The organism is Kineococcus sp. GCM10028916, assembly GCF_042674865.1.
Lineage (GTDB): Bacteria > Actinomycetota > Actinomycetes > Actinomycetales > Kineococcaceae > Kineococcus.
The window spans coordinates 1-16,989 of record NZ_JBHTFM010000003.1; the positions used below are offsets into that span (position 1 = coordinate 1).

18 protein-coding genes, 1 tRNA gene and 1 pseudogene are annotated in these 16,989 nt (G+C 72.8%); 10 read left to right on the forward strand and 10 right to left on the reverse strand.

The annotated features are described in order from the left end of the window. Positions 1 to 305: 305 nt before the first annotated feature. Positions 306 to 869, forward strand: a pseudogene (locus tag ACFQ46_RS02350) (recombinase family protein); the annotation flags it as partial. A gap of 172 nt (positions 870 to 1,041) precedes the next feature. Here the strand turns inward: ACFQ46_RS02350 and ACFQ46_RS02355 are convergent. Genes ACFQ46_RS02355 through ACFQ46_RS02375 form a run of 5 tightly spaced genes read right to left on the reverse strand, consistent with a single transcriptional unit; the run spans position 1,042 to position 7,187 of the window. Beyond that, positions 1,042 to 2,493 carry a lipid II flippase MurJ gene (locus tag ACFQ46_RS02355; protein ID WP_380256822.1) on the reverse strand — a complete coding sequence of 484 codons (1,452 nt, stop codon included), beginning with the start codon at positions 2,491 to 2,493 and terminating at the stop codon, positions 1,042 to 1,044. After that, positions 2,493 to 3,638: a glycosyltransferase family 4 protein gene (locus tag ACFQ46_RS02360; protein ID WP_380256824.1), complete on the reverse strand. Its 1,146-nt coding sequence runs from the start codon at positions 3,636 to 3,638 to the stop codon at positions 2,493 to 2,495. The genes ACFQ46_RS02355 and ACFQ46_RS02360 overlap by 1 nt, the downstream gene beginning before the upstream one ends. Further along, positions 3,635 to 4,723, reverse strand: a complete 1,089-nt coding sequence (locus ACFQ46_RS02365; RefSeq protein WP_380256826.1) for a glycosyltransferase — start codon at positions 4,721 to 4,723, stop codon at positions 3,635 to 3,637. The genes ACFQ46_RS02360 and ACFQ46_RS02365 overlap by 4 nt, the downstream gene beginning before the upstream one ends. Beyond that, positions 4,711 to 6,069: an O-antigen ligase family protein gene (locus ACFQ46_RS02370; RefSeq protein ID WP_380256828.1), complete on the reverse strand. Its 1,359-nt coding sequence runs from the start codon at positions 6,067 to 6,069 to the stop codon at positions 4,711 to 4,713. Before ACFQ46_RS02370 ends, ACFQ46_RS02365 begins: the two co-directional genes overlap by 13 nt. Continuing rightward, entirely contained in the window at positions 6,066 to 7,187 is a 1,122-nt protein-coding gene (locus tag ACFQ46_RS02375) for a glycosyltransferase (protein ID WP_380256830.1), read from the reverse strand. Before ACFQ46_RS02375 ends, ACFQ46_RS02370 begins: the two co-directional genes overlap by 4 nt. 110 nt (positions 7,188 to 7,297) lie before the next feature. On the opposite strand from ACFQ46_RS02375, the gene ACFQ46_RS02380 reads away from it, so the two are divergent. Together ACFQ46_RS02380 and ACFQ46_RS02385 are read left to right on the forward strand one after the other, a co-directional pair. Further along, positions 7,298 to 7,414: a DLW-39 family protein gene (locus ACFQ46_RS02380; RefSeq protein WP_328293714.1), complete on the forward strand. Its 117-nt coding sequence runs from the start codon at positions 7,298 to 7,300 to the stop codon at positions 7,412 to 7,414. A 12-nt stretch (positions 7,415 to 7,426) separates the two neighbouring features. Then, positions 7,427 to 7,499: transfer RNA gene (locus ACFQ46_RS02385), tRNA-Ala, on the forward strand. 130 nt (positions 7,500 to 7,629) lie between these two features. On the opposite strand, the gene ACFQ46_RS02390 is transcribed toward ACFQ46_RS02385, so the two are convergent. After that, on the reverse strand, positions 7,630 to 8,700 hold the full coding sequence (locus ACFQ46_RS02390) for a GGDEF domain-containing protein (protein ID WP_380256832.1): 1,071 nt from the start codon (positions 8,698 to 8,700) through the stop codon (positions 7,630 to 7,632). Positions 8,701 to 8,903: 203 nt separating this feature from the next. Next, positions 8,904 to 9,830 (reverse strand): hypothetical protein, encoded by a 927-nt coding sequence (locus ACFQ46_RS02395; protein ID WP_380256834.1) that lies wholly within the window; start codon positions 9,828 to 9,830, stop codon positions 8,904 to 8,906. A gap of 173 nt (positions 9,831 to 10,003) precedes the next feature. On the opposite strand from ACFQ46_RS02395, the gene ACFQ46_RS02400 reads away from it, so the two are divergent. Together ACFQ46_RS02400 and ACFQ46_RS02405 are read left to right on the forward strand one after the other, a co-directional pair. Continuing rightward, positions 10,004 to 10,528, forward strand: coding sequence for a peptidylprolyl isomerase (locus tag ACFQ46_RS02400; RefSeq protein WP_328293718.1), 525 nt, complete (start codon positions 10,004 to 10,006; stop codon positions 10,526 to 10,528). A gap of 52 nt (positions 10,529 to 10,580) precedes the next feature. Continuing rightward, positions 10,581 to 11,405 (forward strand): rhomboid family intramembrane serine protease, encoded by an 825-nt coding sequence (locus tag ACFQ46_RS02405; protein WP_380256836.1) that lies wholly within the window; start codon positions 10,581 to 10,583, stop codon positions 11,403 to 11,405. 223 nt (positions 11,406 to 11,628) lie between these two features. On the opposite strand, the gene ACFQ46_RS02410 is transcribed toward ACFQ46_RS02405, so the two are convergent. Further along, positions 11,629 to 12,537, reverse strand: a complete 909-nt coding sequence (locus ACFQ46_RS02410) for a hypothetical protein (protein WP_380256838.1) — start codon at positions 12,535 to 12,537, stop codon at positions 11,629 to 11,631. A 98-nt stretch (positions 12,538 to 12,635) separates the two neighbouring features. After that, positions 12,636 to 12,908, reverse strand: coding sequence for a cell division protein CrgA (locus tag ACFQ46_RS02415; RefSeq protein WP_380256840.1), 273 nt, complete (start codon positions 12,906 to 12,908; stop codon positions 12,636 to 12,638). 149 nt (positions 12,909 to 13,057) lie between these two features. On the opposite strand from ACFQ46_RS02415, the gene ACFQ46_RS02420 reads away from it, so the two are divergent. The 5 genes from ACFQ46_RS02420 to ACFQ46_RS02440 all read left to right on the forward strand — a co-directional run bounded on the left by ACFQ46_RS02420 (position 13,058) and on the right by ACFQ46_RS02440 (position 16,757). After that, entirely contained in the window at positions 13,058 to 13,807 is a 750-nt protein-coding gene (locus ACFQ46_RS02420; RefSeq protein WP_380256842.1) for a DUF881 domain-containing protein, read from the forward strand. Further along, the gene (locus ACFQ46_RS02425) at positions 13,807 to 14,511 is read left to right on the forward strand and encodes a class E sortase (protein ID WP_380256844.1); all 705 of its coding nucleotides are present in this window, start codon (positions 13,807 to 13,809) and stop codon (positions 14,509 to 14,511) included. Before ACFQ46_RS02420 ends, ACFQ46_RS02425 begins: the two co-directional genes overlap by 1 nt. A gap of 3 nt (positions 14,512 to 14,514) precedes the next feature. Continuing rightward, positions 14,515 to 14,676 carry a hypothetical protein gene (locus tag ACFQ46_RS02430; protein ID WP_380256846.1) on the forward strand — a complete coding sequence of 54 codons (162 nt, stop codon included), beginning with the start codon at positions 14,515 to 14,517 and terminating at the stop codon, positions 14,674 to 14,676. Positions 14,677 to 14,720: 44 nt separating this feature from the next. After that, a complete protein-coding gene (locus ACFQ46_RS02435; protein WP_380256848.1) occupies positions 14,721 to 15,131 on the forward strand; it encodes a DUF4190 domain-containing protein in 411 nt (136 codons plus the stop codon). Between the two features lie 96 nt (positions 15,132 to 15,227). After that, positions 15,228 to 16,757 carry an LCP family protein gene (locus ACFQ46_RS02440; RefSeq protein WP_380256850.1) on the forward strand — a complete coding sequence of 510 codons (1,530 nt, stop codon included), beginning with the start codon at positions 15,228 to 15,230 and terminating at the stop codon, positions 16,755 to 16,757. Positions 16,758 to 16,769: 12 nt separating this feature from the next. On the opposite strand, the gene ACFQ46_RS02445 is transcribed toward ACFQ46_RS02440, so the two are convergent. Next, entirely contained in the window at positions 16,770 to 16,952 is a 183-nt protein-coding gene (locus ACFQ46_RS02445; RefSeq protein ID WP_380256852.1) for a hypothetical protein, read from the reverse strand. Between the last annotated feature and the right edge of the window lie 37 nt (positions 16,953 to 16,989).

Sequence of the window (16,989 nt, forward strand, 5' to 3'; positions counted from 1 at the left end):
CCGATACGGCGATCCTTCCCTTTTCATGATCACCGCACTCGGCCGTAGCATCCGTCCCGAAAACATTCGTTTTCGGGACGCCTGGCCGGGACGGGCCCGGTGCGCGACACGCCGACCCAAGATGGACCGAAAGTCCATCCCGAAACCTCCCCGTTCCGGAACCAAGCTTCAAGCGTTTCTGGGACGATTCGACGGTGCAGACAGCATCGACGGACGTTGAGGATGGGCGGGGCGCCATGATCACGCCGAGCAGGGAGCCCACTCAGCCGAAGGAGGTCGGTGCGGGTCGAGCGGGCGGCGCTGTTGTGGGCTACGCCCGCGTCTCCCGCGCCGAGCAGGACCCCGCAGCTCAGCAGGCCGAGCTCAGCGCCGTCGGAGCCGTGCGCGTCTTCGTCGACCACGGGGAGTCCAGCCGCCGAGCAGACCGCCCACAGTGGCGGGCCTGCCTGGACTACCTGCGCGCCGGGGACACCCTCGTAGTGCGCCGCCTCGACCGCATCGCCGGCACCGAGAAGATGGCGATTGAGACCATCAACGAGCTGCACGAGCGCGGCGTGAACATCAAGAGCTTGACCGAGCCTGACATCGATACGACGACCCCGATGGGTCGGGCGCTATTCGGCATCGTCGCCGTCTTCGCCCAGCTGCGCGTGGACACCATCCGGGACAACACCCTGCGCGGTCTCGCTCACGCCCGGGCCCAGGGCCGGGTCGGCGGCCGCCCCACCGTGATGACCCCTGAGCGGATCATCGCTGCGGCGCAGATGCGCGCCGGCGGCAGTAGCCTTGCCTACATCGCCAAGGTCCTCGGCGTGGGCAAGTCCTCCGTAGCCCGCGCACTGGAGAAGGCCGACGAAGACGCCGAGGCGCATGCTGGTCCCATGACCGACGCGAAGGACCCGCGGGCCCGGTTCCGGACCCTGCCCGACACGGTGCGCCTCGAGGACACCGTCGAGACCCACGACCCGTTCCCCCCGACGCCCGACCCCGCCGAGGCCCAGGACCCCAACCGCGCCGCCGCACTGCGCTGGCCGCTCTGACTCAGCGCACCAGCGCGAGGACGACCCGGCGCCACGACGCCAGCACCAGCACCGCGACCGCGAACACCGCCAGCACGCACCCGCCGACGGCGACGAGCCCCAGCCACCCCCGGGCGGGGGCCCACGCGCACGCGCCCCACGCCACCAGCGCCACCGGAACGCACGCACCGACCCAGCGCCACAACGTCCGCGAGACCCCGAGCAGGTGCGCGGCGACGGCGGCCGTCACCACGGCCCCCGCCGACGCGGCCAGCCCCAGGGTCACCGGGCCCAGCAGCGCGTGCAACGACACGTTCACCGCCAACGTCACGACCAGTCCCGCCAGCAGCGACCCCGCCGCCACCGTGTTCTTGTTCGCCGCGTTCAGCGCCTTCACCAGCACGTACGCGCACGACTGCGCCCAGAAACCCAGCCCGAAACCCGTCAGCACCGACGCCGACGTCGCCACCGCCCGCGCGTCGAACGCACCGCGGGCGTAGAGGACCTCCACCACCTGCGAACTCCCCACCGCCAGCACCACCGAGACCGGCGCGACGACGAGCAGCAACCCCGGCAGGATCCCGGCCAGGCGCTCGCGGGCGACGGTCGTGTCCAGACCGGACAACGCCGCCAGCCCGGCCAGGCCCAGCGGGACGGCCAGCAGGTTCACGCCCGTGCTCGCGACGAACCGGGCGTAGTCGACGGCGGCGACGACCTGGTCCCCGAGCAGCGAGGCGACGATCCGCTCGGTGACGACGGAACCCTGCAGCACGAGGGGCAGCAGCAGCAACGGGCGCAACCGTCGCCACAACCGTCCGAGCAGTTCCCGCCCGCCCTCGGTCGAGACCGCAGGCAGGAACCCGCGGCGGCGCACCGACGCGTACCCCCAGGCGTGCAGGACGACGTAGGCCGCGGCGAAACCCCCGGCCAGGACGACCGGCTGGTGCAGCACCCAGGCCAGTCCCAGCGACGCGAGCATGCCGAGGTTCTGCGCCGTCGCCCGGGCGCTGGAGAGCCGGAACCCGTCGTGGGAGATCTCCAGGTAGCTCAGCAGCGAGAACTGCAGGTAGCTGGGGATGCCGACGGCCATCACCCGCAGGAACTCCGCGGACGCCGTCGCCGCCCCGGCGTCGAGGCCCGGCGCGAGCAGGTCCACCGCCGGCCGGGCGAGCACGAGCAACCCGACGGTGAGGATCCCGGACAGCACCCAGAGGGCCGTGCGCAGTCCGTGGAACAGCGTCGCCGCCCGGGCCGGATCGGTGCCCAGGAGTTCCTTGTGCAGCGGCAGGAACCCCGCGGTGAGCACGTCGGCGGTGAAGAAGTCGACCGGCACGAGGGTCCCGGTCTGCGCGACACGGGTGGCGGTCGCCGGGACCCCCGTGCCGTAGGCCGCGGCCAGCAGCACCTCGCGCACCATCCCCAGCAGTTTCCCCGCCAGACCGCCGAGCACGAGACGCTGGACGGCGGCCCGCATCAGCCGACGCCCAGCAGGTCCGCGTAGCGCGCCGCGACCCCGGCGAGGTCGTACCCCGCGGGCAACAGCGAAGTCGCCGACCGCCCCCGCGCGAGGACGGTCGAGACCCCGTCCAGCAGCGCCGTCGGGTCGCTCGCGTCGACCCGGGTCACGGCGTCGCCGGCGCCGGCGACCTCCGCCGTGGTCAGGGCCGTCACGGCCGGGGTCCCGCAGGCCAGGGACTCCAGGACGGCCATCGGCAACCCCTCCCGCCACTGCGAGGTGAGCAGCGAGACGTCGGCGGCCGCGTAGAGGGCGGGCACGCGTTCCCGGGCCACGGAACCCAGGAACCGGACCCGTGCGGAGACCCCGAGTTCCCGGGCGAGGTGTTCCAGCGCGGCGCGGTCGGGGCCGTCACCGGCGAGGACGAGGAAACCGTCGAGCCCGGACAGCAACCGCACCGAGCGGTCGGCGCGCTTCTGCGGGTGCAACCGGCCGGCCACCAGCAGCAGGGGAGGACCGGCGGGGATCGACAGCTCCGCCCGCAGCCCCGCAGCCGCGACGGGGTCGGGACGGAACACCGCACCGTCGACCCCGTTGGGCAGCAGGTGGATCGGCGGCATCCCGACGAGGCTGCCCAGCGGTGCCCGGGAGAGCGAGCGTTCCACGCTGGGGCCGACGGCCACGACGTCGTCGAACTTCCGGTACGTCGCGACGTCGCGCAGGAGTCCGCGGACGTTGCGGACCGCGGACGCAGTCGGCCGCAACCGGTGGCTGCCGAGCTTCGAGGCGAGTTCCATGACGGAGGTGCCGTGCGCCTGCATGACCGCGCGGGCGCCGGAACCGGCGACCAGGTCCACGCCGGAGAACGCCCCCGCGCTGATCGAGAGGACCCCGCCCACGTCACCGTCGCAGAGTTCCTGCGCGAGCGCTGCGCGGGAGGCCCGCCACCACGCCGCGGAGTAGCGCCCGCTCGGAGTTCCCGGCAACGCCCGCAGCCGCACCCCGTCGAGCACGAAGTCGGCGGGACGTCCGGGAACGCAGGTGGTCAGCACCGTGACCGCCGTGGTCCGGGCGAGTTCCCGGCACAGGTCCCAGGCCACCGACTCCATCCCGCCCACGTGGTGCACGGGCAGGCCGCGGGTCACGACGACGACGCGCTTCACCGCCGCACCAGCCCGTCGAGGAGCCCTTCGAGCCGCGCGGTCCGGGTCCGGACGTCGAACTCGCGGGTGACGTGCCCGCGGGCCGCGGAACCCAGCCGTGCGGCGAACCCCGGGTCGTCGAGGACCCGGCGCAGCGCAGCCGCCAGCGCGACGGGATCCGCCTCCGCGACGAGCAACCCGGTGACCCCGTCGAGGACGGCGGAGGGGATCCCGCCGTGCCGGCTGGCGACGACGGGCCGCCCCAGCGCCCCGGCCTCCAGCAGCACCTGACCGAGTCCTTCCTGGTCACCGCTGGGCGCCGTCGTCGAGGGCAGGCACAGCACGGCGGAACGGGCGACGAGCCCCAGCGTCGAGGCGTTGTCGAGGCGTCCCGCGAACCGCACGCGGTCGGTGAGACCGAGGGAAGTGGTGAGGGCCCGCAGGTCCCCGAGCAGCGGTCCGTCGCCCACGCACGTCAACCGGACGCCGGGGAGTTCCGCGAGCGCCCGCAGCAGGTGGACGTGGCCCTTCTTCGGGACGAGTCGCCCGACGTGGACGATCGTGCGGGGTTCGGGTTCCCCGGCGTCGGGGAGCTTCCGCAGGTCCAGTCCGAGGTGGTGGGTCACGGTGCGGTCCGCGGGGAAACCCCGGTCCAGCAACCGGGTGCGCAGGTGTTCGGAGACGGGCAGGAACAGCTCACCCTGGCGGGCCAGCCGCGCCCGGCGGCGGGCGTACGTCACCCAGGACGGCGTCCGGGCGCGCAGCAGCGCGGCCGTGGTGGTCGTCGCGTCGAAACCGTGGAACACGGTGGCCAGCGGGACGCCCGCCCGACGCGTGGCGGGCAGGACGCAGGAACCCTCGACCCCGAAGTGGGCGAGGACGGCGTCGACCCGGAGTTCCCGCAGCAGCCGGGTCATCGGCGCGGACCCGAGACCGGCGGTGTGGGCGGCCGCCCCGCGCTCGAGGAACCGTCCGTCCAGTCCGGCGGGCAGGGCGTCGCGGGAGAGCAGGACGGGTTCCCAGCGCGTGAACGCCCGGGCCTGTTCCAGCACGAACGTCTCGGAGGCGATCCCGAACGTGTGCCGCAGGACGGCTACGCGGGGCACGTCGCCTCCTGGGGTTCCGCGGCCCGGGCGGCCTGGACCCGGGTGGCGACGAGGGCCAGCAGCATGGCCAGCAGGATCATCGACTTCGACTCGCCGTAGATCGCGGTGTTGTCGCCCATGCCGTGGATGAGCACCCACCACCACGCCCCGAGGGCGAACGCCGCTGTGCGGGCGACGGGGGTTCCCACGGTGACGACGACGGTGCGGGTGAGCACGACGAGGATCGTGACCGCCATCGCCAGCAGGGCCGCGACGCCGGGCAGTCCGGCGGCGGACCAGGCGGCGATGAAGAGGTTGTGCGGGGGCAGGGTCGTGATGCCCAGGGACGCGAACTGCGCGATCGTGAGGTCCCAGCCGCCGTGGCCGAGGCCGAGGACGAGGTGTTCGCGGAACATCTGCAGCGCGAAGTCCCACATGGGCTGCCGGCTCTCGAGGCTCTCGGTGGACGCCTCGGCGTAACCGGGCACGAACTTCTCGAGGATGCCCGGGAGGACCCACGCGCCGAGCCCGATCGCCCCGGCGGCCTGCGGGAGGAACCACTTCGCGTTGGGCCGGCCGAGGACCTGGACGCCGCGGACACCGACGGGCAGCAGCAGCGCCAGCGCGGCCGCGGTCTTGGACCCGGTGGCGAACGTGGCCGACCAGCAGACGAGGGCCCCCGCGGCGTAGAACCGGCGGCGGAGCCCGCGCTGACCGACCCCGAGGGCCAGGAAGGAGAACGTCGCGACGCCGAGGAACATCGACGACACGTTGGCGTTGATGAAGAACCCGCCGGCCTTGTCGGGGTCGGTGACGTTGTTGGCCGACCCGTTGAAGAACGCGGTGATCGCGTCGGGACCCACGACGAGCGTCGCGAGCGGGGAGTGCAGGAACGTCGACTCGACCGCCGGCAGCAGCCGGAACGTCCAGACCAGGACGGCGTTGAGCAGGGCCCAGAGCAGCACGATGGTGAACGGCCCGGTCAGCGCCCCGGGTCTCGACCGCTCGACCCGCGTCGCGTAGAGGATCAGGAAGAGGAACGACACGACCCGGGCGACCTCGAGGATCCCGTACATGGGCACGGGCGACCAGGCGATGGCGAGGCCCTCGGCCAGCGCCAGCAGCAGCACCACGCGGAACACCGGGTCGCGCACGGGGAGTTCCTTGCGTTCCAGCAGCCAGCAGACGGCGATGAGGATGACCCAGCACTGGCTCAGCGGCAGCGACAGCTTGCCCAGCGGCCCGACGAACAACTGCGGCACGGCGAGGAACGCCGCCACCGACAGGCGGGTCCGGTCGGAGGCGGTGACGCAGAACAGCAGGCCGGTGAAGGCCCCGGCGGCCGCGAGTCCCAGTTCCAGGATCACCCGCGCCCCCCGGCGTGGTGGTCGACGAAGGCGGCGACCTCGTCGCGGAAGCGGGTGACGTCGAAGACCTTCGCCCGGTCGCGGCAGGCCGAGGGCAGGCAGTGCTCGGCGCGCGCCACGGCGGCCGCGAGCGTCTCGACGTGCAGGTCCTCCACGAGGGCCCCGCTCACCCCGTCGAGCACGGTCTCGCCGGAACCTCCGCGGGCGGGTGCGACGACGGGGGTCCCCGAGGCCATCGCCTCGACGGGCACGATGCCGAAGTCCTCCACCGTCGGGAACAGCAGCACGCTCGCCCGGCGCAGCAGTTCGCGGACCTGCGTCCGGGTGGGGGAGTCGAGCACGAGCACGGGCACCCGGCTCGACGCCGCGCGCTCGCGCAGCTGCGCGAGCAGCGGCCCCCGGCCGGCGACGACGACGGCCCGCCCGAGGCGTTCACCGACGTCGATCGCCGCGAGGTGGTTCTTGTAGGGCACGAACCGGCCCAGGGCGAGGAGGAACCCCGGGGGCAGGTCGAGGGTGTCCGGCGCCTCGTCGGCGAAGGAACCCACGTCGACGGGTGGGTGGATGACGACGGCCTCGCGGTGCCAGAACCGTTCGACGCGGGCGGCGACCTCGGCGCTGTTCGCGGCGATCGCGGTCAGCCCGGCGGCGGCCCGGCGGTCCAGCGCGGACAACGCCCGACGGGCCGGGGCCAGCAGCGGTGACGTGCCGCGACCGTCGAGTTCGGGGCTCCACACGTAGCGGGCGGGGGTGTGGACGTAGGCGAGGTGCACCCCGTCCGGGGCGACGAGCCGGTTCGACGTCGCGAAGGCGTGGTGGGAGGTGAGTACGAGGTCGTAGCTGCCCTGGACGTCGCGCGCGTGCGCCCACCAGGCCGGGGCCATCAGCGGCAGGGCCAGCGCCCGCTGTCCCCGGAGGGCGTCGAGGGCCGTCGTCCGCACGCGTCGCCCGCCGAGGTCGAGGGCGACGCCCGGTTCGGCGCTGAGGGCGTGCAGGTCGGCGTCGGGGAACTGCCCCGCGAGGACCTCGAAGACCTGTTCCGCCCCGGCGCGCGCCGCGATCCACTCGTGCACCAGCGCGGTGCGCGGGTGGCTGCGGGACCTCGGGGGCGTCGGCATGACACCCCCCGGTCGGCACCCGGCCCGCAGACCTGAGTCCCGGGCGATCACCCGGGGTCGCGCGTGCTAGCTTTTTGCCGTCGTCTCGACCACGTCCTGGAGGTTCCCCGGTGAAGAAGCTGCTGTTGGTGGCGGTGCTCGCGGGTGCCGCCGTCGTGTGGCGCCGCAAGGCGTCGGAGAAGGCCGAACGCGACCTCTGGGCCGAGGCGACCGACTCGGTCCGCTGAGGTCCACCCTCCGGGGGCATGGCGCAATTGGTAGCGCACCTGCTTTGCAAGCAGGGGGTTAGGGGTTCGAGTCCCCTTGCCTCCACCGGAACCCGTCGAGGCCGGTCACGCCAGAGCGTGACCGGCCTTCGTCGTCCCCCCCGACCCGGCCGGGAGCCGGTGACCGTGCACGACACCACCGGCCCGACCCCTGACCTCCGCGGGGGGCCGGCGGGTCAGGCGGCGTCGACGCAGACCCGGTCGCGGCCCTCGACCTTGGCCCGGTAGAGCAGGCGGTCGGCGCGGCCGTACAGGTCGTCCAGCGAGCCGGACGCGTGCGCCGCCGTGGCCGCGACGCCTGCGCTGACGGTCACCGCCGGGCTGTCCACGTCCGCGCTGACGGCGGTGCGCAGCCGCTCCGCCAGCGCCGCCACGTCGGCGAGGTCGGCGCCGGGCACGACGACGAAGAACTCCTCGCCGCCGACGCGCGCGACCAGGTCACCCGGTCGCACCGTCCTCGCCAGCACGGCGGCGACCCGGCAGAGCACCTCGTCGCCGGTCTGGTGCCCCAGGGTGTCGTTGATGCGTTTGAAGTGGTCGATGTCGAGCAGCACCGCGCCGGTCGTCGACGGGTCGGGGCCCGGCGCGCCGCCCGGAGCGGCCTCGAGGGCCGCGCTCAGACCCCGGCGGTTCAGCAAGCCCGTCAACGGGTCGTGCGCGGCGAGGTGGTCGGCCCGTTCGAGCGCGGTGACCGCCCGGTGCAGCGCGGCGTCGAGACGTCGGCGCAGGATGAAGAACCCGCTGACGGTGACGACGAGCACCATGTCGACGGCCAGCACCCGCACCGTCCGGACCAGGGGGTCCCCGGCGATCGCCAGGACGAGGCTGGAGGCGGTCCCGCCGGCCAGGGCCAGGTGGAGGAGCATCGAGCGGATGCTCGTGAACATGGCGGCGTAGAGCGGACCGACCACCAGGGCCATCACCGCCTCCTGCCGGAACGCGGGATCGCGGACGCACAGGGTGAGGACGGCGATCACCAGGGTCGCCCACACCGACCACCAGCTCTGGGGCCTGAGGGTCCGGCGGTGCTGCAGGACGGCCAGGGCGGCCACCGGCTGGGCGAGGACGCCCGCTCCCAGGACCACGGGCACCGTGCCCGGGTGCAGGATCTGCGGGACGAGGACCACGACCGCGACCGCCAGCAGCAGCAGGGCGGGTGCGCACAGGGCGATGAACACCTGGCTGGCCCGCAGGGACGTCGCCGCGTCGTCGAGCCCTCGTTCCGCACCGGGGCCCCGCGGTCTCACCACCATCTCCTCCGCACGGCCCGCGCGTCCCCGATCCGTCGATGCTGCACCTGCCGCCGCACCCGTCGCGCGACCTTCCCCCATCGGCACGGAGGGGGCCCGTCCGAAGCGGGGCACCGCACGTGGTGGTGAGCCTCACGACGAAGCGCCCGGCGTCACCGGGGGGTCGCCCCCCGGGACGCCGGGCGCTCCGTCGGAACGGCTCAGTCGCCCTTGAGCTCGTCCGGGGTCGCGTCCGTGACGGTCCCGGGGGTGACGATCTCCGGCGTGGTCTCCGGGGTCGTCTCCGGCGTGGTGTCCGGAGCGGTCGCCTTCTCGAGGTTCTCCGTCGCGGCCTCGGTCTTCGGGGTCACGGGGGTGGTCGCCGCGGGAGCGGGGGTCCAGGCCGCGCCCGGCGCCGCCCACGGGTCCTCCTTCTTGCCCCGGGTCGCCGCCCACACGGCGGTGCCACCGGCGGCGAGGATGGTGAGGACCAGGAACTTCTTCCCCGCGCCGCCCTTCTTCTGCTGCTTCTTCTTCGCCGCAGCCCCCGTCACCGCGGCCAGGGTCGCGGCGGGGTGCTTCTTCGCGGTCTTCGTGGTCTTGCGGGCGACCTTCTTCGCGCCCTTGGCGGCGGCCGCGGCCGCCGCCGCCCGAGCTGCGGTCTTCTTCGCCGACTTCTGCGCGGACTTGCTGAGGGGCTTCTGGGCCGACTTCTGCGCGTCCTTGGCGTTGCCGACGGCGTCCTTCACGGCGTCCTTCACGGCGTCCTTCACCGTCTCCGACGTCGACACGGCGGCCGCCGTCGCGGCGGCGACGACGGGGGCCGCCGCGTGCTGCGCGGAGTCCCGCGCGGTGCCGGCGGCGTCCTGGACGGCTTCGATCAGCTTGGGCAGCAGGTCGTCGACGATCTTGTCGCGGGCGCTGTCGACCGCGGGCGAGACCCGCTGGGCGGCGGCCTCCACGTGCGGCGCGGCGGCCTCGAGGGAACTGTTCCAGCTCTTCTCGAGGCGGGGCTGTGCCCAGTCGACAGCGGCCTCGACCTTGGGCGTGGCCCAGTCGCGGGCACTCCCGACGGCCGGTCCGACCTTCTCCGCCAGCGCCGCACCCTGGGCCTGCAACTTCTCGGTACGAGTCTTGCTCAGCGACATCCGATCCTCCTCCTGCGTCGTCGTGCTCTGTCGTCGCCAACGTCCGGCGTCCCGGGCAGGTGCCCGGACCACGGAGAGCGACGATCACCACCGCTCATCCCACCGCAGGTGGAGGCAGACCGCCAGTAGACGCCCGCAGGAAGGCGTGCAGGGGTCGTGGAAGGATGGCCGCCATGTACGCCACCCTGCACACCAACCACGGCGACATCCGCCTGGAACTGTTCGAGAACCACGCCCCGAAGACGGTGGCGAACTTCGTCGGCCTCGCCGAGGGCACGAAGGAGTGGCAGGACCCCGCCACCGGTGAGAAGAAGTCCGAGCCCTTCTACGACGGGCTCACCTTCCACCGCATCATCGACGGCTTCATGATCCAGGGCGGGTGCCCGCGCGGCGACGGCCGCGGCGGCCCCGGGTTCCAGTTCGACGACGAGATCCACCCGGACCTGCGCTTCGACAAGAAGTACCTGCTCGCCATGGCCAACGCCGGCAAGATCGCCGGTCACGGCACCAACGGCTCGCAGTTCTTCATCACCGTGACGACCACGCCGCACCTCAACGGCAAGCACACCATCTTCGGTGAGGTCGCCGACGAGGCCAGCAAGGCCGTCGTCGACGCGATCGAGAACGTCCCCACCGGCCCCGGCGACGCCCCGCGCGAACCGGTCGTCATCACCAGCGTCGACGTCGAACGCGACTGAGACCACAGCTCTGAGCACGAACGACGGGGGCGTCCCGCACGTTGGACCCCACGTGAGCGACGTCCCCGTCTGTCCCCGTCACCCCGACCGCGAGTCGTGGGTGCGCTGTCAGCGCTGCAACCGGCCCGCGTGCCCGGAGTGCCAGCGCCCCGCCGCCGTCGGCGTCCAGTGCGTGGACTGCGTGGCGGCGGGCAACCGCGACGTCCGTACCGCCCGGACGAGCTTCGGTGGTGCCCTGCGCAGCGGTGACACCGTGGTCACCAAGGTGCTCATCGCGCTCTGCGTGCTCGCCTTCCTCGGCGGCAAGGTCGTGCCCGACTCCTTCTACTACCAGTTCGCCCTCGTGGGTGACGGGTACGGCGGCTCGTTCGCCTCGGGGGAGTGGTGGCAGCCGGTCACGGCGGCCTTCCTGCACGGCAGCACCGTGCACCTGCTCTTCAACATGTACGCGCTCTGGATCACGGGGCAGTACCTGGAACCCCTGCTGGGCCGGTTGCGCTTCTCCGCGCTCTACCTGGTCTCCGTGCTCGGGGGCGCCGCCGGGGCGTTGCTGCTCGCCGCGCCGCTGACCGTCACCGTGGGGGCGTCCGGGGGCATCTTCGGCCTCTTCGCCGCCATGTTCGTCGTCAACCGCCACCTCGGTCGTCAGACCAGCCAGATCGCTGTCCTGATCGTGATCAACTTCCTGATCGGCGTCTTCGTGGCCGGGATCTCCTGGCAGGGGCACCTCGGTGGACTGCTCGCCGGGGCGCTCGTCGCGTGGGCGATGGCCCGTGGGCGCAAGGGCAAGCCGGTTCTGCAGTGGGCCGGCACGGGTGCTGTCGCCGTCGCGGTGCTGGGCCTGCTGGCCTACGCCGCAACGGGTTCGCAGTTCTGAGGACGCCCACCGTCGTCCACAGGTCCTTCGCACAGGTGTGCGAACAGCACGGCCTTCATCCACCGTGTGTGGGTACCCCTGTGGATGGAACGGTCCGTTTCCCACATCTATCCACAGGGTGTGGATGAAGCGGTGGACAAACTCTGTGGACAACCGAGGCGTCATCCCCCGGTTGTCCACACGTCATCCCCAGGCAGTGGACAACGATCCACCGCCCGGTCCGTCAGGCGAGCGCCGACGGTTCCCGTCCGGCGGCCCAGCGCAGCGTCTGCGCGGCGAGGTCCTCCCAGTAGCGGGGGCGTCCGGCGGGGGCGGGCGCGAGCCAGCCGTCCTCCATGTGCGTGCACACCGCGGGGTCCGCGGCGGCGAGGCGACGACGACGCGCCGGCGTGCGCAACGACGCGACGTCGACCGCCCCGCGGAAGGCCGTGAGGTAGACGGCACGGGCCAACCGCACCGCCGGGTTGGACGACGAACCGCGGTGGTGCGAGACGAGGTCGCGCAGCCGGAAGCGGGGGATGCCCTGGACGGCGAGCAGGCTGGTGTGGTCGAAGTCGCCTCCGGAGAAGCAGCACAGGACCAGCAACCGGTGGTCCTGGCGCAACGCCCCCACGCGGACGGCGAAGGTGCTCGTCGTCGACTCGTGCGGCACCCAGCGCACGACGTCGGCCGGCAGGCTGTCCTCCCCGCGGGAGGTGCGCGGACGGCGCCACTGCGGCACCCGGCCCTCGATGTCGTCGTGCGTGCCGACGCCGTAGGGCGCGAAGTACTCCGCGCGCGCCGTAGCGGCCGTCGCGACCAGCGAGGTCAGCGCGTCCGGGCGCCACAGGTAGTCGTCCTCGGCGAACAGGACGACGTCGTCGTCGGCCCAGTCGGAGCGGACGGCGAGGCGCAGGGCGGCGAGGTAGCTCGCCCGGTTGCTGCCGCCGGTGATCGCGGAGACCCGGCCGTGCTCGCGCATGAGCGTGAGGCGCTCCTGCGGGATCGGACCGTCGTTGAGGAACACCAGGTCGGCGCGCTCGACGCTCTCAGCGGTGCGCAGGAACGACAGCAGGGCGACCTGCTTGGAGTACCAGGCCGGTCGCCCCTTGGCGTTCTCCCCGCCGTGGGATCGGTAGACGACGTGCAGCACTGGTCCCCCTGCTCGGTCACGATCGGACCGCGATCGTAACCGTCACGCGCCGTCAGGGTTCACCGCTCGTGCAGGGGGGTCACCCGATGTGGCGAGTGCTATCGCCAGCGTGTCGTCATCGCGAACCCGACGAGGACGAGCCCGAAGCCCATCACCAGGTTCCAGTTGTTCCAGCCCGGCACGGGCAGCAGCGCGCCCGACAGGTAGAACACGACGATCCAGAGCAGGCCGACGACCATCAGGCCGACCATCGTCCAGATCCACCAGCGCGGCGTGAGCTGGTTCTTGCGCTTCACGGCCCGGTCGGCGTCGGCGACCGCGTCGACCTGGCCCCTCCGGCCCCTGCGACCCTTGGCCGGCGTGTCGTTCACGGCGTCGACACTCGACTCCGTGTCGTCGGACTCCTTGCGGCGGGGCACGTCGACCTCCAGTAGGGGGTGGGGCCGGGACACGTGGTGCGCCCCTCTGGTTAGCGTAGTGCGACGATCGGTGTGCGGTCGGTCCACAGGGGGTGCACGTGGTGGGTGGTCCACCCTGGCGACGGTCCGCTCGACGACCGACCGCCCGGCGGCTGGCCGTCGCCGGCGTCTTCGCGCTGGCCGGGCTGCTCTTCGCCACCAGCGCCCAGACCTCGCGCGGGACCGACCTGCGTTCCGAGAACGCCGACCTCGGCTCCCTCGTCGCCCAGCGCTCCCGCGAGAACGAACAGCGCTCCGCCCAGGTCTCCGCGCTGCGCGGCGAGGTCGACACCCTCACCCGCGACGCCGGCAGCAGCGCCGGCACCGGCGGTGACCCGCTGCAGGACACCGGACTGGGCACCACCTCCGGGGCGCTCGCGGTCACCGGGCCAGGGGTCACCGTCACCCTCGACGACGCCCCGACGAGCGAACCGCGACCGGCCGGCGCGGCCCCCGACGACCTCGTCGTGCACCAGCAGGACGTCGAGGCCGTCGTCAACGCGCTGTGGGCCGGTGGTGCCGAGGCGATGATGATCATGGACCAGCGGATCGTGTCGACCTCGGCCGTGCGCTGCGTCGGCAACGTCCTCGTCCTGCAGGGCCGCACCTACTCCCCGCCGTACCGGATCAGCGCCATCGGCGACGTCGACGCCCTGCGCTCCGGCCTCGCGCGCTCGAGCGCGATCTCGATCTACCAGGAGTACGTCAGCGCCTACGGTCTGGGTTACCAGGTCTCCACCGGGAAGGACCTGCAGCTGCCCGCCTTCGACGGGACCACGAGCACGACCTACGCGAAGGCCGGTGCCGGGTGATGCGCCGGATCACCTCGGTGATCGGGGAACTGCTCGTCACCGCCGGGGTGCTCACGCTCCTCTTCGTCGTCTGGCAGCTGTACTGGACCGACCTGACCTCCGGACGCGTGCAGGCCGCGACCGTCACGTCCCTGGAGCAGCAGTGGGACGCGACCCCGGCGCCCACCGCGCCCACCGCGTCCGCCCCGGCTGCCGCCCCGACGGTGGACGTCGACCAGACCCCGCCCACGGGCGACGCGTTCGCGATCGTCCACGTCCCCCGCTTCGGCAGCGACTACGCCGTCCCCGTCGTCGAGGGCACCGGCACCGCGGAGCTCCAGGAGGGCATCGGGCACTACGCCGACGCCGCGCTCCCCGGCCAGGTCGGCAACTTCGCCATCGCCGGTCACCGCGTGACCTACGGCAAGCCGTTCAACCTCATCGCCGACCTGCAGGACGGCGACGCCGTCGTCGTCGCGACCGCGACCCAGTGGTTCACCTACCGGGTCCAGTCGCACGAGATCGTCAGCCCGAAGCGGGTGTCCGTCATCGCCCCCGTCCCCGACCAGCCGGGGGCCACGCCGACGCAGGCCTGGCTGACCATGACGGCCTGCCACCCGATGCACTCGGCCAGGCAGCGCTACGTCGTCCACGCGTTGCTGGAGTCGGTGCAGGACCGCAGCGCCGGGCCGCCGGCGTCGCTCGCCGCCGTGGGACAGGAGTAGCCCGTGTACGCGTTCTGGTGGCGCACCCTGCCGGGTCCGTGGTGGCTGCGGCTGCTGATCAGCCTCGTCGTGGCGGCCGGTGTCGTCCTGGTGTGCTTCGTCTGGGTGTTCCCGGCGATCGCCGACCACCTGGCCATCAACGACGGCACGGTGGAGGGGCGCTAGCGCCGGGTCTGGGAGGATCGCAGCCCACGACCAGGGAGGACACGATGTCCAGCGAGTACGCACCCGGGAGCTACGGCTCCTACGGCGAGTCCGGCACCGTCGCGAAGAACGGTGCAGGTGTCGCAGGGCTGGTCCTCGGCATCGTCGCCCTGCTGCTGTCCTGGATCGTGATCGGACTGCCCCTCGCGATCGTCGGGCTCGTCCTCTCGATCATCGGCTTCCGCCGCATCGGCAAGCGGCGAGCGACCAACCGCGGGGTCGCGATCACCGGGCTGGTGGTCAACGTCCTCGCGCTGCTCATCGCGGCCGTTCTGACCACCGTCTACGCGGTGGCCCTCGGCGCCATCTGGTCCAACGGCGGCGGTGACGCCGTCAACTGCTTCCTGGACACCAACGGCGACCAGGCCGCCGTCCAGGCCTGCGCGGACACGTACCGCCTCGACCTCGACCGCTGAGCACCGCCGCACCACGTGTGAAGGCCTCGCGCACACGCTGCGGAACTGTGCCGGTGGGGCTCAAGGAACGGGTGCGACGCGCCGTACCGTGACGACGTGCCCACCTCCACCGACCCCGGCTCGCAGCACGAGGTCCCCGGCGCCGGTCGCCGCGCGCGCGGTCAGCACTCCAGCCACGCCCACGGTGCGGCGTTCCGGGTGCTGCGCGGCCTCCTCGTCGCCGTCGTCGTCCTCGCCGTGCTCGGCGCCGGTGGCGGGGTGTACGCGTACTACAGGCTCCAGGGCAACATCAACGCCCAGAACATCGACGGCCTGCTCAGCAACCGTCCGACCGACCAGTCCACCGTGGACCCGACGACCGGGCAGTCCGCCGTCAACATCCTCGTGATGGGCAGCGACACCCGTGACCTCTCCGACGGGACCGGCGACGAGTACGGCGGCGAGTCCGCCGACCCGGGTGCACGGTCCGACACCACCGTCCTCGTGCACCTGGCCGCGGACCGCCAGAGCGCGACGATGGTCAGCATCCCCCGCGACTCCGTCGTCCAGATCCCGGCCTGCAAGCTCGCCGACGGCTCCACGACGAGGGCCCGGAAGGGCATCTTCAACGCCGCCTTCTCCCTCGGCGGCGCGGCCTGCACGATCAGCACCGTCGAGTCGCTGACCCACGTGAAGGTCGACCACTACGTCGTCGTCGACTTCTCCGGGTTCCAGTCGATGATCGACGCCCTGGGCGGGGTGACGATCTGCACGCCCGACGCCATCGACGACAAGGCCTCCAACCTGCACCTGACGGCGGGGACCCACGACGACGTCAACGGTCAGACCGCCCTCGCCTACGCCCGCGTCCGTCACATCGGCGACGGCTCGGACCTCTCCCGCATCTCCCGCCAGCAGGCCCTCATGAGCTCGGTGGTCCAGAAGGTCACGAGCTCGCAGATCCTGCTGTCCCCGACCAAGCTCTTCTCCTTCCTCGACGCGGCGACGAAGTCGGTCACCACCGACACCGGCTTCGCCAGCCTCAGCGAGATCGCGTCCCTCGCGCAGAGCCTGCAGAAGATGCCCGCGAACGGCGTCCAGTTCGTCACGGTGCCCACCGAGGAGTACCCCGCCGACCACAACCGCGTGCAGTGGACCGCCGCCGCCGCCGGGCTGTGGCAGCAGATCGCCACCGACACCGCCGGACCCACGTCGGCGACCCCGACCGCGACGGCCACCGGGGACCCCGCCGACAGCTCCGAACTGCTCGTCGCGCCGTCCGGCATCTCCGTCCAGGTCCTCAACGTCGGCGCCCCGGCCGGGACGGCCGCCAACGTCGCCGACCAGCTGACCGGGGTCGGGTTCGCGAGCGCCTCCACCAGCGACGGACCCGCGACCGACCCGGGTGCCGACGTCCTCGTCCGCTACGGCACCGGCCGGGGCGACTCCGCGAACACCGTCGCGGCCGCGCTCGGCGGGGCGAAGACCCAGCTCGACGCGAGCCTCGGCAAGACCATCGTCGTCGAGGTCTCGACGGCGGCGGTGACCGTGACCGACGTCCGGGCCCGGGTCACCGGCACCGTGCCCACCGCGACCCCGAGCGCCGCCGTCACCGGCCGCGTCGCCTCCGACGACATCTGCGCCTGAGGTCCCCGTCGCTCAGGCGCCCGGACCGGGGGTGTGGCGCGGGTAGCTCGTGGCGCCGTGGGACCCGGCGACGTCCCACGCCTCGCGGTGCGGGACGTCGCGCGCGGACCGGTCACGCCCCCGGTCACGCACGGCCAGGACCACGGCGAGCCCGGCGACGACCACAGCTGCGGTGATGAGCACGACCACGATCACGGGAGCCTCCTCGAAGGACGGGCACCCAGCCTGGCAC